The sequence below is a fragment of the Streptomyces ruber genome, from assembly GCF_014648075.1.
GTDB classification, from domain to species: Bacteria; Actinomycetota; Actinomycetes; order Streptomycetales; family Streptomycetaceae; genus Streptomyces; species Streptomyces ruber.
Genome location: NZ_BMQK01000003.1, coordinates 116,146 through 139,477 on the forward strand (window position 1 = coordinate 116,146; position 23,332 = coordinate 139,477).

Here is a 23,332-nt window from a genome sequence, read left to right on the forward strand (position 1 = left end):
CGCCGGGGCCGCCCGGCGGCGACGGTGCGGCCGGAAGCGGTCCCGGCCCCGCGGCGGTCACGGCAGGCGCCAGTCCACCGGCTGCGCTCCCTGCCTCAGCAGCAGGTCGTTGGCGCGGCTGAACGGGCGGGAGCCGAAGAAGCCCCGGTCCGCCGACATGGGCGAGGGATGGGCGGACTCGATGGACGGGTAGTCGCCGAGCAGGGGGCGGAGGTTGCGGGCGTCCCGGCCCCACAGGACGGACACCAGCGGACGGCCGCGCGCCACCAGCGCCCTGATCGCCTGCTCCGTGACCTCCTCCCAGCCCTTGCCGCGGTGTGCCGCGGGGCGCCGGGGAGCCGTGGTGAGCGCTCTGTTGAGCAGCAGGACGCCCTGCTCGGTCCACGGTGTCAGGTCGCCGTTCGACGGCTGGGGCAGCGCGAGGTCGGCCTGCAGTTCGCGGAAGATGTTGATGAGGCTGCCCGGCAGCGGCCGCACGTCCGGCGCGACCGAGAAGGAGAGCCCCACCGCGTGTCCGGGCGTCGGGTACGGGTCCTGACCGACGATCAGGACGCGGACGTCGTCGAAGGGCTGCCGGAAGGCCCGCAGGACGTTCGCCCCGGCCGGGAGGTAGGTGCGTCCCGCGGCGATCTCGGCGCGCAGGAAGTCCCCCATCTCCGCGATCCGCCCGGCCACGGGGTCCAGGGCCTTCGCCCAGCCCGCCTCGACGATTTCATGCAAGGGTCGTGGTGCCACGGGCGTCACCCTACTGCCGTCCGCGCGACGACGATCAACCAGTGACCGCCGTACGACGGGGAATGACCGGTCGGTTGAGGAACGGGTCGCCTCCCGGGCGGACTTGACACACCGTGACGCGGACGCTCTTCCCCCGGCCGCGCGGACCGTCCCACGGGCACTCTCCTCTCGCTCGTCCTCCCCCTCCGTCCCGGTGTCAGTCCACGACCGCCGCGCGCACGCACAGCACGTCCGGCAGGTGGGACGCGAGCCGCCGCCAGCTGTCGCCGTCGTCGGCCGAGGCGTACACCTCGCCGTTGCGGTTGCCGAAGTACACGCCCGCCGGGTCCGCGCCGTCCGTGCACATCGCGTCGCGCAGCACCGTGCCGTAGTGGTCGGTGTCCGGCAGTCCGGCGGTGAGCGGCTCCCAGCTCTTGCCCGCGTCCGCCGTCCGGAAGACGCGGCAGCGCCGGCCGGCCGGTACCCGGTCCACGTCGGCGTTGATCGGGAAGACGTAGGCGGTGTCCCCGCGGCGCGGGTGGGCGGCCATGGCGAACCCGAACGTCGAGGGAAGGCCCTCGCCGATGTCCGTCCAGTGCGTGCCCGCGTCGTCGCTGCGGTACACACCCCAGTGGTTCTGCAGGTACAGCCGGTCGGGGACGGCCGCGTCCCGCGCGATCTTGTGCACGCACTGGCCGAACTCGGGATTCGGGTCGGGCAGGAACCCCGCGGCGACCCCGGAGTTCGAGGGGGACCAGCTCGCGCCGCCGTCCGCGGTGCGGAACACCCCGGCCGCGGAGACGGCGACCGTCACGGCCCGCGGGTCGCGCCCGTCGGTGAGGACGGTGTGCAGCCCCTCGCCGCCGCCACCGGGCATCCACCTGCCGCGCGTGGGGTGCTCCCAGAGCGGCCGGACGAGTGCGAAGCTCTCCCCCCGGTCCTCGGAGCGGTACAGGGCGGCCGGTTCCGTGCCCGCGTACACCACGTCCGGTTCGGCCGCCGACGGGTGCAGCTGCCAGACCCGCTCCAGTGAGGCGCCGGTGTCCTCGGGGAACCTGACGGGTGCCTGGGCGGGCTCGGTCCAGGTCCGTCCCAGGTCGTCGGAGTGGAACACCGAGGGGCCCCAGTGCGCGCTGTCGCCCCCGACGAGCAGCCGGGGCGTGTCCCGGCGGGTGTCGATGGCGATCGAGTACACGGCCTGCGCGTTGAAGTACGGGCTCTCGTCGAAATCCCAGCTCTGCCGGGAACCGCCGCGCCGCCGCCCGATGAACAGACCCTTGCGTGTGCCTACGGTGAGCAGGACGCCGGTCATGCCGACCACCTCCGGGACGTCGTTGTCTCAGACGGCAGTCAGTCTGCACCCCGGCACTGACAGTCACCTCGATGCGGGCGAAACCCCAGGTGGGCGACGTGAGCCCGCGGCACGGACCCGTGACCGAGCCCGCGGCGCGTGCCGTCGGGGGCCGCGGGCGGCCGGACCCCGGCTTGATGGCGCTGCCCTACGGGGTCATTCTTGGACATATGGTGACGGCTCCGCGTGGCCCCGAGCGGACGGACCCGGCCGGTGACGCCCTGGCCGTGGTCGACGCGCACGGCACCGTGACGGGCTGGAGCGAGGGGGCGCGCCGGCTGAGCGGCTACCCGGCCGCCGAGGTCACCGGCCGGCCCGTGACCGATCTGGTGGACCCGGGGGGCGGCGATCCGGCCGGGGCGTGGCGGAGCCTGTGCGGGGGCGGCGCCGCGACGGTGGTCCTGCGCCACCGGGACGGACACCGGACGGATCTCACGGTCCGGGCGTGTCCCGTACGGGGCGGGCGGCCCGCCTATGTGATCAGCGCGGTGCCGGACGACCGTGAGCGCCTCCTGGTCGAGGCGGTCTTCCGGCAGGCCTCCATGCCGATGTCCGTCTTCGACACCGAGCAGCGCTACCTCCGTATGAACGACGCGGCCAGCCGGGTCCTCGAGCGGCCGGAGTCGGAGCTGAGGCACCGGCCCTTCTTCCCGGACACCGCGGAGGACGCCAGTTTCCTGCGCCACCTGCGGCTGGTGGTGGAGACCGGGCGGCCGGTCCACTGGGAGAGCCGGACGAGCGGGCCGACCGGACGGCGCATGTACGCCTGGAACATCGAGATGTGGCCGGTGCGCGACTCCTCGGGCGAAGTGATCGGTACCGCGCTCGCCGCCCAGGACAGCAGCGAGCAGTACCTGGCCCGGCAGCGGCTGGCCATCCTGAACGAGGCCGCCGACGCGCTCGGCACCCAGCTGGACGTGACCCACACCGCCGAGGAACTGGTCGGCCTGGTCGTGCCCCGGTTCGCGGACGTCGCGGCCGTGGACCTCCTCGAATCGGTGCTCAGCGGCGAGGAGCCGCCCTCGGGCGTCGTCGGCGGTGAGGCGAAGCTGTGCCGGGTCGCCCACCACTCCCTCGGCTCCCCGCTGCCGCGCCCCCTGACGGAACTGGGCGCGGTGGAGAGCCACCCGCCGACCTCGCCGCCCGCGCGTGCGCTGGCCTCCGGCGAGATCGTGCTCGCCCGGACCGGGACCCCCGACGTCGACGACTGGCTGGAGCGGCGGGCCGTCCGGCGCCCCTGGCTGAGCGGGTGGCGGGGCCGGGACCTGTCCCTGATGGCGGTGCCCCTGGTGGCGCGGGGCACGACGCTGGGCGTGGCCATGTTCGCCCGGACGCTGCGGCCCGAGCAGCCCGTCGCCTTCGACCGCCACGACGTGTCGCTGGCGCAGGAGCTGGCCAGCCGGGCCGCCGTGTGCGCGGACAACGCCCGCCGTTACACGCGGGAGCGGACCACCGCACTGGCCCTGCAGCGCAGTCTGCTGCCGCAGGCCCTCACGGGCCAGGTGGCCGTCGAGATCGCGTCCCGGTACCAGCCCGCGCTGTCGCAGGCCGGCGTGGGCGGCGACTGGTTCGACGTGATCCCGCTGTCCGGCACCCGGGTGGCGCTGGTCGTCGGCGACGTCGTGGGCCACGGCATCCACGCCTCCGTGACCATGGGCCGGCTCCGTACGGCCGTGTGGACGCTGGCCGACGTCGACCTGCCGCCGGACGAGTTGCTCACCCACCTCGACGACCTGGTCGGACACCTCGCGACCGACGAGAGCCGGGAGACCGGGGAGATCGCGGCGACCTGCCTGTACGCCGTCTACGACCCGGTGTCCCGGCGCTGCACGCTCGCCTCCGCCGGCCATCCTCCGCCCGTCGTCCGGCTGCCCGAGGGCAGCGTACGGATCGTCGAGGTGTCCGCCGGTCCGATGCTCGGGGTCGGCGGGCTGCCGTTCGAGGCGACCGAGATCCAGCTTCCGGAGGGCTGCCTGCTGGCCCTGTACACCGACGGGCTGGTCGAGGGCCGCGAGCTCGACGTGGACTCGGGCCTGCGGGCCCTGTGCGCCGCCCTCGAGGCCCCCGCCGAGGACCTCGACGACCTGTGCGACACCGTGCTGCGTACCTGTCTGCCGGACACCCCCACCGACGACGTGGCCCTGCTGATCGCCCGCACCGAGGCCCTGGACGCGGACCGGGTGGCCGTCTGGGACATGCCCGCCGACCCGGCGATGGTCGCCACCGCCCGTCAGCACACCGTCGAGCAGCTCGCCCGCTGGGGCCTGGAGGAGGTGGCCTTCGTCACCGAGCTGGTGGTGAGCGAACTGGTCACCAACGCCATCCGCTACGGCGGTGCCCCCATCCAGTTGCGGCTCATCCGCGACAACTCGCTGATCTGCGAGGTCTCCGACGCCAGCAGCACCTCACCGCATCTGCGGCGGGCCCGCACCTACGACGAGGGCGGCCGGGGACTCCTCCTGGTCGCCCAGCTCACCGACCGCTGGGGCACCCGCCCGAACCGCAACGGCAAGACCATCTGGGCGGAGCAGTCGCTGCCGGGGGTATGAGGGCCACGAACGGAGCGGCCCCCTCCGGTGATTCGGAGGGGGCCGCTCCGTACGCGGGCGTCGCAGGCGTCAGACCGACCGGTGGTACTGGTGCGGGACGTGCGGCTCGGCGCCGAGCGCGCGGGCGGCGTGCTGCGCGAACGACGGGTCGCGCAGCAGCTCGCGGCCCAGCAGCACCGCGTCCGCCTCCCCGTTGACCAGGATCTTCTCGGCCTGCTCGGCCTCCGTGATCAGGCCCACGGCGGCGACCGGGAGCGAGGTCTCGGCCTTCACGCGCGCGGCGAACTCGACCTGGTAGCCGGGGCCGGTGGGGATGCGCACGCCGGAGGCGTTGCCGCCGGTCGACACGTCGAGCAGGTCCACGCCGTGGTCCTTCAGCTCGGCGGCGAAGCGCACCGTGTCGTCGGCCGTCCAGCCCCCCTCCTCCAGCCAGTCGGTGGCCGAGATGCGGAAGAACAGCGGCTTGTCCTCGGGCCACACCTCCCGTACGGCGTCGACGACCTCCAGGGCGAAGCGGACGCGGTTCTCGTACGAGCCGCCGTACTCGTCGTCGCGCTTGTTGGAGTGCGGGGAGAGGAACTCGTTGATCAGGTAGCCGTGGGCGCCGTGGATCTCGGCGACCTCGAAACCGGCGGCCAGGGCGCGGCGGGCCGCGTCCGCGAACAGGGCGACGTGCTCGCGGATCTGCTCGACGGTGAGTTCGGCGGGGACCGGGTGGCCCTCCTGGAACGGCACGGCGCTCGGCGCGAGCGGCTGCCAGCCGTACCCCTCGCCGGCCGCGATCGGCTCGCCGCCCTTCCAGGTGCGCTCGGTCGAGGCCTTGCGGCCGGCGTGCGCGAGCTGGATGCCGGGGACGGTGTTCTGCGTCCTCAGGAAGTCGGTGATCCGGCGGAAGGCCTCGACCTGGGTGTCGTTCCAGATGCCGAGGTCGTAGGGGGAGATACGGCCCTCGGGGCTGACGGCGGTGGCCTCCACGATGATCAGGCCCGTGCCGCCGGTGGCGCGCGCCGCGTAGTGCGCGAAGTGCCAGTCGTTGGGCGCGCCGGTCTCAGGACCCTCCGGGGCGGCCGAGTACTGGCACATCGGAGGCATCCACACCCGGTTGGGGAAGGTCAGTTCACGCAGGGTGTAGGGCTCGAAGAGCGCGCTCACGGCAGACTCCGTTCGTGTGGGGGACCGGGGTATCGTTCGTACGATAGTCATCGTAGTACGGCGGATGTCAAACTACGATGACTCTCGTACAATGAACGGCCATGAGGAATCCCATGAGGGATCCCGGAATACGCCCGGAGACACCCGCCCCGGACGAAGTGGAGCCGCCGTGACGACCCCCGCCCCTGTCAGTGCAGGCAGCCGCGATCTGCCGCACCCGCCGCGCGAGGAGATCCGCCTGGAGGGCGTGCTGCAGGCCCTGTCGGATCCGATGCGGCTCCGGATCGTGCGGGAGCTCGCCGCCGTCGGCGACGAACTCTCCTGTTCGCAGTTCGACCTGCCGGTCACCAAGTCCACGAGCACGCACCACTTCCGCGTGCTGCGCGAGACCGGGGTGATCCGGCAGGTCTACCGGGGCACCGCGAAACTGAACGGCCTGCGCGAGGACGACCTGGACGACCTGTTCCCCGGTCTCCTCGCCGGCGTCCTCGACGCGGCCGCCCGCCAGGACGCCCGCCTCGGGAGCGGGCCGGCCCTTCCGTCAGGCCACGCCGCCCCGCGCCGCGGCCAGCAGTGAGGTCCAGTCGGACAGCTTGACCACGCTCCGCCCGAGCGACGCCCCGAGCTCCGCCTCGGCGCGCTCGATCGCCTGCCAGCCGGACCAGTCCACGGGCGTGCGCCCCTCGGCCCGCAGGACGGCGAGCGGATCGTCCGGCAGCTCGCGCCGTACGAGCGCGGGCGCGTCCGCGAGCAGCGAGGCCACCGTCTCCTTGGCGCAGGGCCGGTTGGTGCCGATCACTCCGGTCGGGCCCCGCTTGATCCACCCGGCCACGTACTCGCCCGGCGCGACCACGCCCTCGCGCAGCACCCGCCCGGCCAGGTGCGGCACCGTGCCGCGCCCGGCGTCGAACGGCAGCCCCTCCAGCGGCACCCCGCGGTACCCCACGGACCGCAGCACGAGCTGGGCCTCGATCTCCTCGAACCGCCCGGTGCCGGTCACCCCGCCGCGGCCGTCCGGCTCCGTCCGCTCGAAACGCACCGCGCCCACCCGGTCCCCGCCGGCGTCGTCCGGCAGGAACGCCACGGGCCGCAGGAAGAAGCGCAGCCGCAGGCGGTGCCGGGGCGGGGGCGCGCCGGGGGCGGCCGCGCCCGCCCAGTCGCGCAGCACCTCCACGTTGCGGCGCAGGGGGCCGGGGAGGGCCGCCGGGTCGCCGTACCCGGGGTCGAGCTCCAGGTCCGCCCGCTCGACGGTGACCCGGGTGTCCGGCAGGGTCCCCAGTTCGCGCAGCTCCTTGGTGGTGAAGCGGGCCTGGGACGGGCCGCGCCGCCCCACCATGTGGACCTCGGTGACCTCGCTGGCGGCGAGCGCGCTGAGCGCGGCCTGGGGCATGTCGGTGGGGCTCAGCTCGGTGACGCCCCGCGCCAGCATCCGGGTCACGTCCACCGCGACGTTGCCGACGCCGATCACCACCGCCGTGCGCGCCCCGCTCAGGAAGGTGTCCGCGACGCAGTCCGGGTGCGCGCTGTACCAGGACACGAACTCCGTCGCCGACCAGCTGCCGCGCAGCTCCTCGCCGGGGATGCCGAGCCGGCGGTCGGTGGCGGCCCCCACGCAGTACACGACCGCGTGGTACAGCTCGCGCAGCCGGGCGGCCGGCAGCCCCGCCGGGCCGATCTCCACCCCGCCCAGGAAGCGCACCCGGTCGTGCTCCAGCACGGTGCGCAGGGTGTTCTGCAGCGACTTGATCTTCTCGTGGTCCGGCGCGACGCCGTAGCGCACCAGGCCGTACGGGCACGGCAGCCGGTCCAGCACGTCGACGCGTACCGCGGGGTCCTGCTGGACGAGGCTCTGGGCGGAGTAGACCCCGCTCGGTCCCGAGCCGACGACGGCGACACGCAGCACTGCGGAGCTCCTTACGGGAGGAGATCGCTGATGCCTTCAGCATCGCACCGCACCGGGCGGCGGGGGAGAGGGCGCGAAGGCGGTACGCCATACGCGCGCGGAGCCGGTGCGGCGGGCGGTGCGGCGGGTGGCGCGGGCGTCGTACGGGGGCCGCTGCGCTGACGGGGTGCGGTGGGCGGCCTTGGCGTGCGTGCCTCTTCGTTCACGGTGTGATCATTCACTTACGTTCCATAGGTGACGGTTGGAGCATTTCTGAATCTTTCTGATCGAAATTGGCCGGATAGTGCGGGTGGTGATGGCGGCGACGGGGGCGACGTCCACGTGTGGCCCGCGTGGCAGGTGCGCGACCGGGCCGGGGTCGCGGTGTGGTTCCACGCCCGGCTGGCCTTCGCCGACGGCGCCCGCGTCGACGCGCTCGCGGTGGCGGCCGGGGGGCGGGTCTCCCTCGAGGAGGTGCGCTCCGAGCCGCCCCTGGCACTCGACGACCTGGCCCTGCTGGCCGACTGGCTCGAGGGGCCGCTCTTCGAGGCGTGCGTCGTGGCCCGGTCGGGGCCGCCCGGACCACCCGGCGACCCCCGAGGAGCGCGCGGGCCGGAGGACGCGGTCTCACGGCACGTCCGGCCCGGCTGGCCGCGCGGTGCCGAGGGGCGCCGCAGGGTCGCCGAGGAGTACCGCGCGGCCCAGGAGCGGGGCGCCGACCCCGTGCTCGCCGTGATGTGCGCGACCGGCCACAGCCGCCGCAGGTCGCTCAGGCTGATCGCGGGCGCGCGCGACGCCGGACTGCTGGCGCCCCGCCACGTACGCCGCTGAGGTCACCCGGCGCGCCGCGGCCGGGCGCCGGCCGTCTCACGGCATCCGGCGCATCCGGCTGATCTCGGACGTCTGCTGCGCGATGACGTCGTCGGCCATCTCCTCGATCCGGATGTTGTTGCCCTGTGCCTTCACGTCCGTGGCCATGGTGACCGCGCCGTCGTGATGCGTGATCATCAGTTTCAGGAACAGCTCGTCGAAGGCCTCGCCCCGCGCCGCGCGCAGCTTTTCCAGCTGGGCCTCGGTCGCCATGCCGGGCATCGTCCCGTGATCGTGGGCGTGACCGTCCGGACCGCCCTGCTTGTCCTCGCCGTTCGATTTCAGCCAGCTCTCCATCATGGCGATCTCCGGCTGCTGCGCGGCCGTGATCCGCTCGGCGAGCCGCTTCACCTTGTCCGAATCGGCGCGCTCGGGGACGAGTCCGGCCATCTCCAGGGCCTGGCCGTGGTGCTCGATCATCATCCGGGCGTAGGCGAAGTCCGCCGAGTTGGGCGAGTCGTCCTCGGCGCGCCGCTTCTGCGCGTCGGCGGCGGAAAGGGTCTCGGCGGCCTCGCCCGGCAGGCCGGGAGCGATCACCGACGGGCCGGCCGCCCTGGCCGGATCCCTGTCCCCGCCGGAGTCCGGCCCGGAGTCGCAGCCCGCGAGCACGAGGACGGCGGCCGTCAGCGAGGCGGCGATCAGCGGTGCACGGGACGTGCGGCGAACGAGCACAGTGGCCTCCGGATGGGCACAGAACTGACGGACCCCTTGCGAATGTTGCTCACCGGTCTAGCACGGTTGCACGCGCGAGTGATCAGAAGAATTCGTTACAGGTGCGTTTCCATCTGTTGATCTGAGCATGCCGAAGACGATACTTCCGGTGGTCCGTGAACCGTTCATCTGCGAACGGCTACAAGGGAGGACGCAGTGACCCTGTTGAACGACCCGCGAACGCGGCGCAGACGCCTGGGAGTCGCCGCCACGGCGGCCGGGCTGCTCGCCGCGCTGCTCACGGCGGCCCCGGCGGCCGCGACCCCCGACCCCGGGGACGCCCCCGTCGGAAGGACGGAGGTCTCGAAGAACGACGTCAACGAGGCACGGAAGGCGATCGAGAACGGGGAGATACCCGGGGTGGACGAGATCGTCCACTCCGCCAACATCGAGCACGTCGCCAACGTCCCCAAGGACGCGCTGCCCGGCACCAACTCGGACCTGGCCTTCCAGGGCAAGTACGCCTTCGCCGGCAACTACGACGGCTTCCGCATCTTCGACATCAGCAACCCGAAGAAGCCCAGGACCGTCTCCCAGGTCCTCTGTCCCGGCTCGCAGAACGACATCTCGGTCGACGGCGACCTGCTCTTCCTGTCCACCGACTCCTCGCGCAGCGACAGTTCCTGCAACAGCACCACGCAGCCCGCCACGGAGAAGTCCTCGTGGGAGGGCATGAAGGTCTTCGACATCAGCGACAAGCGCAACCCGAAGTACGTCGCCGCCGTCGAGACCGCCTGCGGTTCGCACACCCACACGCTGGTGCCCGAGCGCAAGGACGTGTACATCTACGTCTCCTCGTACTCGCCGAGCGCGTCCTTCCCCGACTGCCAGCCCCCGCACGACGGCATCTCGGTCATCAAGGTGCCGCGCAAGGCCCCGCAGAAGGCGGCCGTGGTGGGCTTCCCGGTGCTCTTCCCCGGTGAGGGCGTGGACGGCGGCGGCAACCCGGGCGCGCCCACCAACCCGGGCGTGTCCAAGACCACGGGCTGCCACGACATCACCGTGCTGCCGTCCAAGGACCTGGCGGCGGGTGCCTGCATGGGCGACGGCATCCTGTTCTCCATCAAGGACCCGGAGCGTCCGAAGGTGATCGAACGGGTCCAGGACAACGTGAACTTCGCGTTCTGGCACTCGGCGACCTTCAATCAGAAGGCGGACAAGGTCGTCTTCACCGACGAGCTGGGCGGCGGCGGCGCGGCCACCTGCAACGCGGAGATCGGCCCGGACCGCGGGGCCAACGGCATCTACGACATCGTCGGCAAGGGCGACAAGCTGAAGCTGGAGTTCCGCAGCTACTACAAGATCCCCCGGCACCAGTCGGACGCCGAGAACTGCGTCGCCCACAACGGCTCGCTGATCCCGGTCAAGGGCAAGGACATCATGGTCCAGGCCTGGTACCAGGGCGGTGTCTCCGTCTGGGACTTCACCGACTCCGCCAGGCCCAAGGAGATCGCCTACTTCGAGCGGGGCCCGCTGTCCCTCGACGGCAGCCTGGGCGGTGGCTCGTGGTCGGCGTACTACTACAACGGCTACATCTACTCGAACGACATGGCCAAGGGCTTCGACGTGCTGAAGATCGACGACCGCCGCACGGACCCGGCGAAGCGCGTCCGCACGGACGAGCTGAACGTCCAGACCCAGCCGGACTACTTCGGCTGACCGCCCGGCCGCCGTGGCCGACGGGCGGCCGGTGCGTCCGTACGGCACCGTTCCGTCGAGAAGAAGCGTGACAGATCCTTGTCGCGTGCCGCCCCGCCGGACCCCTCGGGGTCCGGCGGGGCGCCCGACTCCCAGTCCAGTCCGTACCGCTCGAACAGTTCGGCCCTCAGCACGGTGAGGGGTAACGGCACGTTGGGGAGCACCATCGCGTACACCGCGCCCATGAGCAGGGAACGCAGCAGCGGATACCCCGCGGTGGCGTCCGTGCGGCCGTGGCGTGCGACCGTGTCCCCCAGCAGTTCGCCGAGCCGACGCTGTTCGGGGCACTGCATGAACCCCTCGGCATCGAGCAGCCCCGCCATGTGCTGGCGCATCAGTACGGGTTGGTCCCGGGCCAGCCCCAGGATCGCGTCGATCGCCCGCGCCATCCGTTCCCGGCCGTCCTCGGTGCGCGGCTCGCGCTCCAGCGCCTCCTCCAGTGTGCGGTGCATGAGCCGGTGCACGGCCGACTGCACCAACTGGCGCTTGCCTGGGAAGTAGTAGGACACCAGCCCGCGCGCCGATCCGGCCCGGTCCGCGATGGCCCCCAGCGTCGTCGCCTCGTAGCCGCGCTCGCCGACCAGTTCGACCGCAGCCTGAAGGAGCCGTTCCCGGGACCGTCGCCGCAATTCTTCATTGACCGAGGCGCTGCGCGGGGACATCCTGTAACTCCTGCGTTGACTGGCTGCCAGCCAACTATACTCAGCGCACCCAGGAGCTCACCCTGTGCGGACGCCCCTGGACAGCCGTCCGTCCCGGGCCACGCGGGGGATGGTCCGGGACGGACGGCCTCACTCCTCGCCGCGGGCGGTGGACCCGCCGCACGGGTCACCCGCGCCGCGCGCCTCCCCACCTCTCGTACGACGCCACGGCCAGCGCCACCGTCAGGGCGCCCAGCAGCCAGCCGCCCAGCACGTCCGTGGGCCAGTGCACACCGAGCCAGACGCGGGTCAGACCGACCCCGGCCACGGAGACCACCGCCACGGCGAGCGACGCGAGCCACAGGAGGCGCCCGGCGCCGTACAGCCGCAGCAGCCACAGCAGCAGACCGCACACCACCGTGGCCGTCATAGCGTGCCCCGAGGGAAAGGCCGCGTAGTGGGCGGAGTCCACGGGATCGGGCCACACGGGCCGCTCCCGGCCGACCGCGGCCTTCAGCCCCTGCTGCACCACCGTGCCCGACGCGCCCGCGACCACCAGCCACGCGGCGAGCAGCCGCTGCCCGTGTCTCCACAGCAGCCAGACGACGGCGACCGCACCCAGCACCCGCATGGTGTTGGGGTCCCACACCCAGTCCGTGAGGACGCGGGCGGCCCGGGTGACGCCGGGCTCGTCGACCGCCCAGCGATGCGTCGTGCGGGCGATGTCCCCGTCGAGCGACATCAGCGGCTGCCAGGAGGCGGCCACCAGCAGCAACAGCAGGACGGAGGGCACGGCGAGGACGACGGCGGCGCGTACGGCCGCGCGCGGGCCGGGCGGCCTCGGCGAGGAGTCGAGAGGCGGCGAGTGCATACGGTGATCCTCACCGACTTCCCGGGCCGCAGGCCAACTCCGCGGCGTGAGAAAGTCTTCACCTCGCGGCCGGAACCCGGCGGGGGACGCCAACAGTTGTGAGGAGATGACCGCCGGCGTGTTCCGCCCGGCGCGTCCCGGTCGAGTGCCGCACGACGTGCCGCCCCGGACCGGTCCCGCGCGGGGCGGCCGCTCTAACCGAGCGCCCGCAGCCCCGGCACGAACGCCACCAGCACCGGGACCACCGGGACCAGGGCCGCGGCCGCCGTCAGCCGCAGCCGGCGGACCGCCGGGAGCCGGTCCGGCGGGGTCAGGAGGCGGTCGACGCGCTGCGGGACATGGGCCTGCGGCGCCGGGCAGGGACCGAACACCCCGCGGTCCTCGTTGAGTTCGACCAGGGCGAGGGCGGTGGTGAGCCGGCCGAAGCGCCGGGACGCCATGTCGTCGGCGGCCAGCTCCACCAGACGGTGCATCTCGTCGCGGAACGCCGCGAACACCGGCACCTGCGGGAAGCCGTCCGCGAGGGCGGACGAGCAGTGCAGCAGCCAGTCGTGCCGCGCCCTGGCGTGACCCTGCTCGTGCGCGAGCAGGGCGTCCAGCTGCCGGCCCTTCAGGCGCCGCAACGCCGCCGTGGTGACGACGAGCCGGGGCTGCGCGCCGGGCAGCCACCAGGCGTCCGGACGGTCGCCCTCCAGGACGACCAGACGGTCGGGTCCCGGCGTCTCCCCGGGCAGCAGCGGGGCGCGTACGAGGAGTTCGGCCCGCCGTCGGCGGCGGCGCCGCCGCGTGCGGACGACCTCGCGGGCCAGCATCGCCGCGGTCCAGGCGCCGCCGCAGGCAAGGGCCACGGCGGTCGTCGCGGCCCACGTACGGCCGGTGCTCAACGCGTAGGCCTCCACCACCCCGTGGGGCGCGGGCGCGAACACATGCCCCCGCACGGCGGCCCAGGCGGCGGCCGCGCTCAGCGTCATCGACAGCGCACAGCACAGCAGGACGGCGACCACCACGCACTGCCAGGTCCACAGCGCGACCACGGGTTCACGGTCCGGCCAGTCGGCGCGGGCGAGCAGCCGCGGGGCGACGACGGCGGTCAGGGCGCCGAGCAGCAACAGTGCCGCGGGGACCATCATGCGGGCAGCCTATGAGGGGTGCGGCGCGCGGGGCACGGGGCCGGGCGGAAAGTGACGCAGACCACGGTTTCGTACAGCGCGGAGGGGTGCCGGCGCGCGGGGCCCGCGTCTCCCGTCCGTGCCGTCCGACCGCGCGGCTCAGAGCGCCGGCAGCATGACGAGCATCGCGATGCCCATCGACAGCCTGCACGCGCGCGCGACTTCCGGCCGGTCGCCCCAGCCGGTGCCGTCCCCCGCGGCCGCCGTGCGCGCGGGGTCCCCGGCCGCGGCCCCCACGGGCATCAGCCGGACACCGGTCCACAGGACGTACCCGGCGAAGTAGAGCAGCAGCGCACCGGTCACCCACGGCACGTCCGTCTGCCCGGAGCCCTCGTGCCCGCCGCCGTGGGAGCCGGGAGCGGCGGCCATGACGGCGGCCATGTAGGCCATCGCCAGCGAGCCCATCGCGTGGTGCAGGTGACGCGGGCGGGTCCGGGCCGCCCACAGGGCGCGCAGGGCGGCCGTGCCGAAGACGGCGGCGCAGGCCAGCCAGGCCCAGCGCGGCGGCGCCGACACGGCGGCGGGCACGGCCATCGCCGCCATGCCGAAGCCCATCAGCGCCTCCCCGCCCGCGGCCCGGCGCTGCTCCTCGACGGGGCTGCGCATCCGCAGCAGGCAGTAGGCGCCCGTCGCCGCGCACACCGCCACCAGCAGCCAGCCGGGTGCAGCCGGTCCATGCATCGCGCACCTCCCCGCTCGCCGCCGGACGGCCGGCGGTCCGGCGACGTCCGACGGTCGTCACGCGCCGTCTGTCGGGACATGCCCCCTCCCGGCGGGCGCGCATGCTGGCGCGAAGGGGTGCTCAGGAGCGCGCGCGAAGTGTTTTACTTGTGAAACACCTGTTAAAATCGACTTATGAGCAGTAACGGTTCGCCGTCCGTGCGCCCCCTTCCGGTCCTCGGTGCCCTCCGCCTCGGCCGCCCCTCGGACATCTGGTTCAAGCCCGCCCTGAGCGTCGTCGTCGCCGTCGCGCCGCCGAACCTGACGCTGGTGGCGCTCGACCGCCTCGACCTCGCCATGTACACGATGGCCGGATCGCTCTGCGCGCTCTACGCCCACAACCGCCCGTACGCCACCCGCGCGCGCGTGCTCGCCCTGGTCGTCCTGGGGATGCTCGGCTCCCTCGCCGGCGCTCTCGTCACGGCCTCGCTGACCTCGAACGCGGTCGTGCTGGTGACCGTCGGCGCGCTGCTCGCCGCCGCGCAGAAGGCGGTGTGCGACGCGACCCGCCTGGGCCCGCCCGGCAACGTGATCTTCGCGTTCGTCATGTCGGCGGCACTCTTCGTACCCCAGACCCTCGCCCAGGTGCCGGGTCACCTCGCGCTCGCCGCCGCCGCGGGCGCCTGGGCCTGGATCGTGGGCATGGCCCCCGCCCTCCCGCGCCCGCACGGACCGGAACGCCGGGCCGTCGCGGGCGCCCTGCACGCGGCGGCCGCCCACGCCGGCACCGGGGACCCGGCGGCGCGGGCCCGCGCCGCGGCCGCCGTCCACGCCGCCTGGCAGACGCTGCTCGCGAGCGGCGCCCGGCCGGCCGCCCGGCAGGCGCTGGAGCGGCTCGTGGTGCGCGCCGAGATCGCCCTCGCCGCGCCCGCCGACACCGACCCGGAGGAGCTGCGCCGCCTCGCCCGCGCCCTGCGCGGCACCGGCGCCGTCCCGCGCGCGGGCGACCTGGGCGCGGCCGCGGGCGAGGTGCTCGGCGCCGAGATCGAGCGGGCGACGCCCACGCCGCCGTGGTGGCGCGGACTCGGCCCGCTCGCCCCCATCGCCGTGCGCACCGCCGTCGGCTGCGCCCTCGCCGGATACGCCTCCCTCGCGATCGGCGTCGGCCGCCCGTACTGGGCCCTGGTCACCGCGGCCGCGCTGTACCAGGTCAACATCACCCTGACCTGGAACCGGGCCGTGCAGCGCGTCGTCGGCAACCTGGTCGGCGTCCTGGTCTTCGCCGCCGTCGCCCCGCTCGCCCACCTCCACCCGCTCGCCCTCGTCCTGTGCTGCCTCGCCTTCAACTTCGGCGCCGAGGCCCTGATCAGCCGCAACTACTGGCTCGGCAGCGTCTGCGTGACCCCGATGGCCCTGCTCATCACGGAGTTCGCGCACGTCGAGCGCACCGGTGAGCTGATGACCGACCGGATCCTGGACACCCTCGTCGGCGCGGTCGTCGGCTTCCTCGCGGCGATAGCCGTCACCAACCGCCGGGCGGGCGACCGCCTCGAACGGGCCGTCGCCGCCGTGGAGAGCGCCCGTGAGCACGCGGTCCGGACGCTCGCCGCCCCCTCCGCCGCTCCCGGCGCGGTCGAGGCCGCCCGCCGTCACCTCGCCGCCGCGCTGGTCGACCTGCGCGCCACCGCCGACGCCGCGGCCGGCGAATGGTGGCAGCGCGCCCTGCCCGAGGAGCGGGTGGTGAGCGCCGAACAGGCCGGGCATCGTACGCTCGCGGCGACGGTACGGCAGCGGACACAGCACACTGCGGAGGGTGCAGGGGCATGACGGCTGGCAGCGGGGGAGCGGGTGCGACGGACGGCGCGGTCGGACGGACGGTCACGGGGACGGGCAGCCCGGACGGCGTGCCCGTCGGCCCGCCACCGCCGGTGGACGGCGGCGACACGGTGGCCAAGGTGGTGCGCCAGTGGCGGGTCGTCCACCCGGAGCTGGACACCGGCCCCATGGAGATCATCGGCCGGGTGAACCGCTGCGCCGCCCTCCTCCAGCAGGCCGAGGACGCCCCGCTGCGCCGCGCCGGGCTCACCCGGCCCGAGTTCGACGTCCTGGGCACCCTGCGCCGCACCGGGCACGAACTGACCCCCAGCGAGATCGCCCGCGAGACCTTCTCCTCGGGCGCCGCCGTCACCAAGCGCCTCAAGCAGCTCACCGAGCGCGGCCTGGTCGAACGGCGCGGCGACGACCGCGACCGGCGCGTGGCCCACGTCCGGCTGACCGACGCGGGACGCGAGCTCGTCGACACGATCATCCCCGAGCAGCTCGGGTACGAGTCGGCCGTGCTGTCCGGGCTGGACGCCGAGGGACAGCGTGCCCTGGCCGCACTGCTGGGCGGACTGCTGATCCAGCTGGAGGGCCGGCTGGGCTCCTCACACCTCTGAACAGTCCTGAACGCCCGTGAAGAATCGTTCCGGGGGCGTTCAGGTCCCCGGCCGGTACCGCAGCGGATGGTCGGCGGGCACCTCCACCAGCACGATCTCCGTGCCGTCCGGGTCGGCGATCCACATCTCGATCAGTCCCCACGGCTCCCGCACCGGGGGCCGGCGCACCTCGACCCCGGCGGCCGCCAGTTCCGCGTGCGCCGCCCTCACGTCCGCCACCTGGAGCCACAGTCTCAGCGTGGGGGAGGCGGGGGCGTCCGCGCGGCCCGAGACCTCCAGGAAGCCGCCGCCGAGGAAGTAGACCGTGCCGCGTTCGGGGCCCGTGCCGAACTCCCGGTAGACGGGGAGTCCGAGCTGCTCGCCGTAGAAGGCGCGGGAACGCTCGGGGTCCGTGGGGCGCAGGAGGGTACGGCTGCTCAGTACGTGGATCATGTGGCGGAGCCTAGGCGCTCCGCTGTGCCGCGGCAGGCCGTTCCCGGGAGGCCGTCCAGGTGTCCCGGCTCCGCCGGCCGGGCCCGCCGCGCGGGGGACTAGGCTCGGCGCTGCACGAGACGCGTCACGCGACAGGAGTACCCCATGGACACCGCGATCCCCGACCTCACCTTCCGTGATGCCACCGAGGCCGACGCGGACGCCCTCGTCGCGCTCGTCGAGTCGGCGTACCGCGGGGAGTCCAGCCGGGCCGGGTGGACCACCGAGGCGGACATCCTGCACGGGCAGCGCACCGACCGGGAGAGCGTGCTGGAGGTCATCGGGGCGCCCGGCAGCCGGCTGCTCACCGTGGAGCGCGACGGCGCCGTCGTCGCCTGCTGCCAGCTCGAGCGGCGCGACGGGCACGCCTACTTCGGGATGTTCGCGGTCAGCCCCGCCCTGCAGGGCGCCGGACTCGGCAAGGCCGTCCTGGCCCGGGCCGAGCGGGAGGCGCGCGCGGACTGGGGCGCCGCGGAGATGCACATGACCGTGATCACCGCCCGCCAGGACCTCATCGCCTGGTACGAGCGGCGCGGCTACCGCCGTACGGGACGGACGAGCCCCTTCCCGTACGGCGACGAGCGGTTCGGTGTTCCGCAGCGGCCGGACCTGCGGTTCGAGCTGCTGGTCAAGGAGCTGGTCTGAGCCGGCCCGGCCGCGGCGCCGTCACGCGGTGAAGCGGCCCGTGCGCTTGATCTCCGGATAGTCGGTCGTCGCGCCGTCGAGCCCCAGCGCGCGCACCAGGCGCAGATGGTCCTGGGTGTTCACCACCCAGCCGATGATCCGCAGGTCCGCCTTGCGGGCCCGTTCGACGATCTCCAGCGTCAGCCGCCGGATGTTCAGCACCAGCGCCCCGGCCCCGACCGCCGTGGCGCGCTCCACCACATCGGTGCCGTAGCGGCTGGCCACCAGCGCGGTACGCACCCCGGGGACGAGCCGGGCGATCTCCGCCAGCGCCTCGTCGTGGAAGGACAGCACCTCCACCCGGGCGACCAGGTCCCTCCGGTGCATCACCTCGGCGAGCGCCCGCGCCGCCGCCACGTTCTTGATCTCCGCCTGCAGCGGGGCGCTCACCGCGTCCACGGCCTCCTCGAACGTCGGGACGCGCTCACCACGGCCCGCGTCGAGGGTGCGCAGCTCGGCGAGGGTCTTCTCGGCGATCGGGCCGCTGCCGTCGGTCGTACGGTCCACGTCGGCGTCGTGCATGACGACGAGCGCGCCGTCCTTGCTGAGGTGCAGGTCGAGTTCGATGACGTCGAGACCCGCGGCTTGCGCGGCGACGAAGGAGCGGAGGGTGTTCTCGGGCTCGACGCCCATCACCCCGCGGTGACCGATGGTGAGGAAGTTCAAGGCGACACTCGCTTCCGTCGACGGCGGCTCGGTCCGCGTGGGCGGAGGAGGCGGCTCCACGCGGCAAGGCCGCAGCGTAGTCCCACGGGCCGGTGATGCAGCCGATCCCGCGTGGGCGTGTACGAGCCGTACGGCAACCGGTGCGGGGAGACCGCCGCGGCGGCAGGCGGGAACGCGGTCACCCTCCGGTGGGCGCGTCCCGTGGCGGGTTGACCGTCGCGGGACCGGGTGGCGACGAGCCGACGCCCTTGAGTCGGCTTTCCGGCGACCTTGTGTCCGGCAGGCGGCGAAACAGGAGAATCTGCGGCGAACATATGAGTGAGCGCTACAACTTCCGGTGGTCGGCCTTGCGGAGGGCGTTCTGGCTTCCTTACGGTGAGGGGACGCAAGTTCTCCCGTGGAGGGTGGGTCATGACGGAAATTCTTGTGCGAGTGGGTTCGGAGGAGCAGGTTCCTCCCGTGGCCAGGGTGATCGATCACCCGGCCTGGCCCGTGCTCAAGGATGCCGTGGAGCAGATCCGGCCATGGCAGTCCAAGGACGGTTCCCTCGACCTCGACGCCGAGGGCGCCCCGGCCCGCGCGGACGCCGAGTCGGCCGTGGACCGTGTCGTCCGGGCGGTGGAGGAGCTCTCGCCGCTGCTGCCGCACGACGCCGCGTACCACCGGGCGCTGGTGCGGGACCTGCGGCGCTGGGCCGACGGCGGCTTCGGGGTGCCCGACTTCCTCGACTCCCTGCTGGCGTTCCAGCCGGCGGCCGACCGCAGGGACGGGCTGCAGCACCTCGTGGTCTTCCCGATGTACACGCAGAACGGCAACCCGGACCGCAATCTCGAAGCGGTCGTCCTCAGGATGGTCTGGCCGGACTGGCTCGCCGAACTGGAGCGCACCCGCTACGACAACCCCCTGTTCTGCGGCATCACGTTCGAGGACTTCACCGCCGGTTACGACACGAACTCGGCCGTCCTCTTCCCCGAGACCATCGCCGTGCGCGAGGCCCCCGAGCGCTTCACCTGGGGCGGCATCTTCTGCGACCGCGAGGCCGCCCGGTTCCGCCGGGTCACCGAGGCCGCCGTGGACGTGCTCGGTCTGGAACTGCCCGACGACGTCCGCGAGCTGATCGCCGACCAGGACCGCTGCCAGCAGGCCTTCGTCCTGTGGGACATGATCCACGACCGCACCCACAGCCATGGCGACCTGCCCTTCGATCCGTTCATGATCAAGCAGCGGCAGCCGTTCTGGATGTACGGCCTGGAGGAGCTGCGCTGCGACCTCACCGCCTTCAGGGAGGCGGTGAAGCTGGCGGACGACGGCGTCCCGCAGGGCCGCGACGTGCAGTACGCGATGCTGTTCGACCGGATGTTCCGCTTCCCGGTCACCGGTGCGCGCGTCCGCAACTACGACGGTCTCGGCGGCCAGCTCCTCTTCGCCTACCTGCACCGGCACGACGTCGTGCGCTGGACCGACAACAGGCTCTCCGTCGACTGGGAGCGCGCCCCGCAGGTCACCAACCAGCTGTGCGCCGAGATCGAGAAGCTCTACCGCGACGGCATCGACCGGCCGAAACTCGTCCACTGGTTCGCCGGGTACGAGCTGGTCTCCACCTACCTCGCCCCGCACCCCGGCTCCAAGTGGGCCAAGGGCCCCGACGCCCTGGATCTGTCGCTGCCGCCGCGTAAGCTCGTCGACGACGTGCTCCCGGACGAGTTCCCGCTGAGCATGTTCTACGAGGCGCTGGCCAAGAAGCTCAAGCACGTCATCGCCGCGACCAAGGGCATCGTCGCGGACACCGCGGCGCGGACGGCCGCGTGAGCGCCGCCCGCGCCGGAACCACCCGGACGGCCGGAACCGCTCGTACTGCTCAGGAGACACACATGGGGAACGGAAACGGCAACGGGGCACTGAGCGGTGCCGTCGTCGCGGTCGCCGGCGCCGGCGGTCCCGCCGGCCGCGCGGCGCTGCTGCGGCTCGCCGAGGCGGGGGCGACCGTCGTCGGCTCGGACAGCGACCCCGAGCGGCTGGCCGAGGCCGTGGACGCGGCACGCTACGCGCACGGCGGCGCCACCGTCGTGGGCGACACCGTCGACCTGCTCGACCTCCGGGCGGCCCGTGACTGGGCCACCCGCATCGAGAAGGACTTCGGGCGGGTGGACGGTCTCGTCCACCTCGTCGGCGGCTGGCGCGGCAGCGCGACCTTCGCGGAGACCGACCTCGCCGACTGGGACCTGCTGGAGAAGCTGCTCGTCCGCACCGTGCAGCACACCTCGCTCGCCTTCCACGACGCCCTGTCGCGCAGCGACCGCGGCCGGTACGTGCTGGTCAGCGCCGCGGGCGCGAGCAGGCCCACCGCGGGCAACGCCGCGTACGCCGCCGCGAAGGCCGCCGCCGAGGCGTGGACGCTCGCGATGGCGGACGGCTTCCGCAGGGCGGGGGGCGATCAGGGACCGGTGGCGGCGGCTGCGATCATGGTGGTGAAGGCGTTGGTGCACGAGGCCATGCGCGCCGAGCGCCCCGACGCGAAGTTCGCGGGCTTCACGGACGTGGGCGACCTCGCCGAGGCGGTCGCCGGCGTCTGGGAGCGGCCCGCCGCCGAAGTGAACGGGATGCGCCTGTGGCTGACCGAGAAGCCGTGAACCCCCCGAAGACCGACGCGCGCCGCCGTCACGACCCGGACGTCCGCGGGTTCGCCAGCGACAACTACGCCGGCGCCCACCCCGAGGTGCTCGCCGCCCTGTCCCTGGCCAACGGCGGGCACGAGGTGGCGTACGGCGGCGACGTCTACACGGAGAATCTCCAGCGGGTCCTCCGCAGCCACTTCGGCGCCACGGCCGAGGCGTACCCCGTGTTCAACGGCACCGGCGCCAACGTCCTCGCGCTCCAGGCCGTGACCGACCGCTGGGGCGCCGTGATCTGCGCCGAGAGCGCGCACATCAACGTGGACGAGGGCGGCGCCCCGGAGCGCATGGGCGGCCTGAAGCTGCTGACGGTGCCCACCCCCGACGGCAAGCTCACCCCGGAGCTGATCGACCGTCAGGCCTGGGGTTTCGAGGACGAGCACCGTGCGATGCCGCAGGTCGTCTCGCTCACCCAGTCCACCGAGCTGGGCACCCTCTACACGCCGGACGAGATACGGGCGATCTGCGAGCACGCCCACGCGCACGGCATGAAGGTGCACGTGGACGGCTCCCGGCTGGCCAACGCGGCCGCCTCCCTGGACGTGCCCATGCGGACGTTCACCAACGCGGCCGGCGTCGACATCCTCTCCCTCGGCGGGACGAAGAACGGCGCGCTGTTCGGCGAGGCGGTCGTCGTGATCAATCAGGACGCGGTGCGCCGGATGAACCACCTGCGCAAGCTGTCCATGCAGCTCGCCTCCAAGATGCGCTTCGTGTCGGTGCAGCTGGAGGCGCTGTTCGCCAAGGACCTGTGGCTGCGCAACGCCCGCCACGCCAACGAGATGGCCCGGCGGCTGGCCGAGGGCGTGCGCACCGTGCCCGGCGTGGAGATCCTGTACCCGGTCCGGGCCAACGCGGTGTTCGCCCGCCTGCCGCACGACGTGGCGGAGCGGCTGCGGAAGCGGTACCGCTTCTACTTCTGGGACGAGGCCGCCGGGCACGTCCGCTGGGTGTGCTCCTTCGACACGACCGAGGAGGACGTGGACGGCTTCCTGACGGCGCTGAAGGAGGAGACGGCGCGCTGACGCCCCGCAGGTGCAGGGCACCTCGGCGGCCCTGTCAGGGCGCTCCGGCCGCGGCGTCGGCGTAGCGGCGGGCCAGGCGGGCGAAGGCCTCCTTGAGTTCGGGCGGCCCGACGACCTCGATGTCGGCGTCGAACCCGCCGACGGCGGCGGCGAGGCCGGTCCACGACCAGGAGCCCAGTACGAGCCGGCAGCGGTCCGGGCCGAGTTCCTCGACGACCCCGTCATGGGTGTACCGGGACACGACCGCGGCGGGCAGGCCGAGGATCACCTCGCCGCGGCAGGGCCGCCCGCCCGGGCCGTCGGTGCCCTGGAACCTGCCCGCGACGAACGCGGCCACCTCGCCCCCGGGCACCTCGCGCGGGGTGAAGCGGGGCCCCGTGGGAGTGCGCGGGGTGATGCGGTCCGCGCGGAAGGTGCGCCAGTCCTCGCGGTCGAGGTCCCAGGCGACGAGGTACCAGCGCCCGTCCCAGGTGACGAGGTGGTGCGGCTCCACCCGGCGCGGCGGCGTCCCGGTGTCCCGGGCGGCGTCCGGGGCGGTGGCCCGGGCGTAGTCGAAGCGGAGCACCTCACGGGCGTGCACGGCGTCACCGAGCGCCACGAGCACGCCGCTGCCGACCCGCGGACGCGGCCCGACCGAGAGCCGCTCGACGGCGGTGACCTGCAGGGTGTCGATCCGGTGGCGCAGCCGGGCGGGCATGACCTGCCGCACGGTGTGCAGCGCGCGTGCCGCGGCCTCCTCGACGCCGGCACCGGAGGCGGTGGCGATCCGGAGCGCCACGGCGAGGGCGACGGCCTGCTCGTCGTCGAACAGCAGCGGAGGCAGCCGGGTACCCGCGCCGAGCCGGTACCCGCCGTCGGGACCCCTGACCGCCTCGATGGGGTAGCCCAGCTCACGCAGCCGGTCGACGTCGCGGCGCACGGTGCGCGCGCTGACGTCCAGCCGCTCCGCGAGCAGCGCCCCCGGCCAGTCCCGGCGCGCCTGGAGCAGCGAGAGCAGCGACAGCAGTCGCGCGGAGGTCTTCTGCATGCCCCCCATACTGGCCCGGGAAGCGGTCACGAACCGACCGCTTCTCCGAGCCTCGTCCGGCTCCCGCGGGCCGGCCGCACC

At 73.6% G+C, this 23,332-nt stretch carries 22 protein-coding genes; 10 read left to right on the forward strand and 12 right to left on the reverse strand.

From position 1 onward, the window contains the following. Positions 1–57: 57 nt before the first annotated feature. Both IEZ04_RS08685 and IEZ04_RS08690 read right to left on the reverse strand, forming a co-directional pair. On the reverse strand, positions 58–735 hold the full coding sequence (locus IEZ04_RS08685; RefSeq protein ID WP_189216142.1) for a uracil-DNA glycosylase: 678 nt from the start codon (positions 733–735) through the stop codon (positions 58–60). 196 nt (positions 736–931) lie between these two features. Then, positions 932–2,026, reverse strand: a complete 1,095-nt coding sequence (locus tag IEZ04_RS08690) for a WD40/YVTN/BNR-like repeat-containing protein (RefSeq protein WP_189216143.1) — start codon at positions 2,024–2,026, stop codon at positions 932–934. Between the two features lie 209 nt (positions 2,027–2,235). Between IEZ04_RS08690 and IEZ04_RS08695 the strand changes: the two genes are divergently transcribed. Then, positions 2,236–4,614 carry a SpoIIE family protein phosphatase gene (locus IEZ04_RS08695; protein WP_189216144.1) on the forward strand — a complete coding sequence of 793 codons (2,379 nt, stop codon included), beginning with the start codon at positions 2,236–2,238 and terminating at the stop codon, positions 4,612–4,614. A gap of 69 nt (positions 4,615–4,683) precedes the next feature. On the opposite strand, the gene IEZ04_RS08700 is transcribed toward IEZ04_RS08695, so the two are convergent. Beyond that, complete coding sequence (locus IEZ04_RS08700) at positions 4,684–5,766, reverse strand: NADH:flavin oxidoreductase/NADH oxidase (protein WP_189216145.1); 1,083 nt, start codon at positions 5,764–5,766, stop codon at positions 4,684–4,686. A 169-nt stretch (positions 5,767–5,935) separates the two neighbouring features. Between IEZ04_RS08700 and IEZ04_RS08705 the strand changes: the two genes are divergently transcribed. Beyond that, positions 5,936–6,343 (forward strand): ArsR/SmtB family transcription factor, encoded by a 408-nt coding sequence (locus IEZ04_RS08705; protein ID WP_189216146.1) that lies wholly within the window; start codon positions 5,936–5,938, stop codon positions 6,341–6,343. Here the strand turns inward: IEZ04_RS08705 and IEZ04_RS08710 are convergent. After that, the gene (locus IEZ04_RS08710; protein ID WP_189216147.1) at positions 6,308–7,669 is read right to left on the reverse strand and encodes an FAD-dependent oxidoreductase; all 1,362 of its coding nucleotides are present in this window, start codon (positions 7,667–7,669) and stop codon (positions 6,308–6,310) included. The genes IEZ04_RS08705 and IEZ04_RS08710 overlap by 36 nt on opposite strands. Positions 7,670–7,990: 321 nt before the next feature. Here IEZ04_RS08710 and IEZ04_RS08715 point away from each other — a divergent pair, with 321 nt between their 5' ends. Beyond that, complete coding sequence (locus IEZ04_RS08715; RefSeq protein ID WP_189216148.1) at positions 7,991–8,479, forward strand: DUF6214 family protein; 489 nt, start codon at positions 7,991–7,993, stop codon at positions 8,477–8,479. Between the two features lie 36 nt (positions 8,480–8,515). Here IEZ04_RS08715 and IEZ04_RS08720 read toward each other — a convergent pair whose 3' ends face one another. Then, complete coding sequence (locus tag IEZ04_RS08720; RefSeq protein ID WP_189216149.1) at positions 8,516–9,190, reverse strand: DUF305 domain-containing protein; 675 nt, start codon at positions 9,188–9,190, stop codon at positions 8,516–8,518. Between the two features lie 195 nt (positions 9,191–9,385). On the opposite strand from IEZ04_RS08720, the gene IEZ04_RS08725 reads away from it, so the two are divergent. After that, positions 9,386–10,888 (forward strand): LVIVD repeat-containing protein, encoded by a 1,503-nt coding sequence (locus IEZ04_RS08725; RefSeq protein WP_189216150.1) that lies wholly within the window; start codon positions 9,386–9,388, stop codon positions 10,886–10,888. On the opposite strand, the gene IEZ04_RS08730 is transcribed toward IEZ04_RS08725, so the two are convergent. The 4 genes from IEZ04_RS08730 to IEZ04_RS08745 form a co-directional block, all read right to left on the reverse strand. Continuing rightward, positions 10,876–11,589, reverse strand: coding sequence for a TetR/AcrR family transcriptional regulator (locus IEZ04_RS08730; protein WP_189216151.1), 714 nt, complete (start codon positions 11,587–11,589; stop codon positions 10,876–10,878). The two genes, IEZ04_RS08725 and IEZ04_RS08730, sit on opposite strands and share 13 nt — an antisense overlap. 166 nt (positions 11,590–11,755) lie before the next feature. Further along, the gene (locus IEZ04_RS08735; protein WP_189216152.1) at positions 11,756–12,439 is read right to left on the reverse strand and encodes a phosphatase PAP2 family protein; all 684 of its coding nucleotides are present in this window, start codon (positions 12,437–12,439) and stop codon (positions 11,756–11,758) included. Positions 12,440–12,633: 194 nt separating this feature from the next. Further along, a complete protein-coding gene (locus IEZ04_RS08740) occupies positions 12,634–13,569 on the reverse strand; it encodes a M56 family metallopeptidase (RefSeq protein ID WP_189216153.1) in 936 nt (311 codons plus the stop codon). A 138-nt stretch (positions 13,570–13,707) separates the two neighbouring features. Then, the gene (locus tag IEZ04_RS08745) at positions 13,708–14,289 is read right to left on the reverse strand and encodes a DUF5134 domain-containing protein (RefSeq protein WP_189216154.1); all 582 of its coding nucleotides are present in this window, start codon (positions 14,287–14,289) and stop codon (positions 13,708–13,710) included. A 174-nt stretch (positions 14,290–14,463) separates the two neighbouring features. Between IEZ04_RS08745 and IEZ04_RS08750 the strand changes: the two genes are divergently transcribed. Both IEZ04_RS08750 and IEZ04_RS08755 read left to right on the forward strand, forming a co-directional pair. Next, positions 14,464–16,095 carry an FUSC family protein gene (locus IEZ04_RS08750; protein WP_189216155.1) on the forward strand — a complete coding sequence of 544 codons (1,632 nt, stop codon included), beginning with the start codon at positions 14,464–14,466 and terminating at the stop codon, positions 16,093–16,095. Then, positions 16,092–16,706 carry a MarR family winged helix-turn-helix transcriptional regulator gene (locus IEZ04_RS08755; RefSeq protein ID WP_189216156.1) on the forward strand — a complete coding sequence of 205 codons (615 nt, stop codon included), beginning with the start codon at positions 16,092–16,094 and terminating at the stop codon, positions 16,704–16,706. The genes IEZ04_RS08750 and IEZ04_RS08755 overlap by 4 nt, the downstream gene beginning before the upstream one ends. Before the next feature lie 39 nt (positions 16,707–16,745). Here IEZ04_RS08755 and IEZ04_RS08760 read toward each other — a convergent pair whose 3' ends face one another. Further along, a complete protein-coding gene (locus IEZ04_RS08760) occupies positions 16,746–17,138 on the reverse strand; it encodes a VOC family protein (RefSeq protein WP_189216157.1) in 393 nt (130 codons plus the stop codon). A 144-nt stretch (positions 17,139–17,282) separates the two neighbouring features. Between IEZ04_RS08760 and IEZ04_RS08765 the strand changes: the two genes are divergently transcribed. Then, complete coding sequence (locus IEZ04_RS08765; RefSeq protein ID WP_189216158.1) at positions 17,283–17,822, forward strand: GNAT family N-acetyltransferase; 540 nt, start codon at positions 17,283–17,285, stop codon at positions 17,820–17,822. A 21-nt stretch (positions 17,823–17,843) separates the two neighbouring features. Here the strand turns inward: IEZ04_RS08765 and IEZ04_RS08770 are convergent, their stop codons facing one another. Further along, entirely contained in the window at positions 17,844–18,527 is a 684-nt protein-coding gene (locus IEZ04_RS08770) for a glycerophosphodiester phosphodiesterase (RefSeq protein ID WP_189216159.1), read from the reverse strand. 411 nt (positions 18,528–18,938) lie between these two features. Between IEZ04_RS08770 and IEZ04_RS08775 the strand changes: the two genes are divergently transcribed. From IEZ04_RS08775 to IEZ04_RS08785, 3 genes are all read left to right on the forward strand, one after another. Then, positions 18,939–20,336 (forward strand): DUF6421 family protein, encoded by a 1,398-nt coding sequence (locus IEZ04_RS08775; RefSeq protein WP_189216160.1) that lies wholly within the window; start codon positions 18,939–18,941, stop codon positions 20,334–20,336. Positions 20,337–20,398: 62 nt separating this feature from the next. Further along, positions 20,399–21,157, forward strand: a complete 759-nt coding sequence (locus IEZ04_RS08780; protein ID WP_189216161.1) for an SDR family NAD(P)-dependent oxidoreductase — start codon at positions 20,399–20,401, stop codon at positions 21,155–21,157. Continuing rightward, positions 21,154–22,224: a threonine aldolase family protein gene (locus tag IEZ04_RS08785; RefSeq protein ID WP_189216162.1), complete on the forward strand. Its 1,071-nt coding sequence runs from the start codon at positions 21,154–21,156 to the stop codon at positions 22,222–22,224. Before IEZ04_RS08780 ends, IEZ04_RS08785 begins: the two co-directional genes overlap by 4 nt. A 34-nt stretch (positions 22,225–22,258) precedes the next feature. On the opposite strand, the gene IEZ04_RS08790 is transcribed toward IEZ04_RS08785, so the two are convergent. Beyond that, positions 22,259–23,251: a helix-turn-helix transcriptional regulator gene (locus IEZ04_RS08790; protein ID WP_189216163.1), complete on the reverse strand. Its 993-nt coding sequence runs from the start codon at positions 23,249–23,251 to the stop codon at positions 22,259–22,261. Positions 23,252–23,332: the final 81 nt, after the last annotated feature.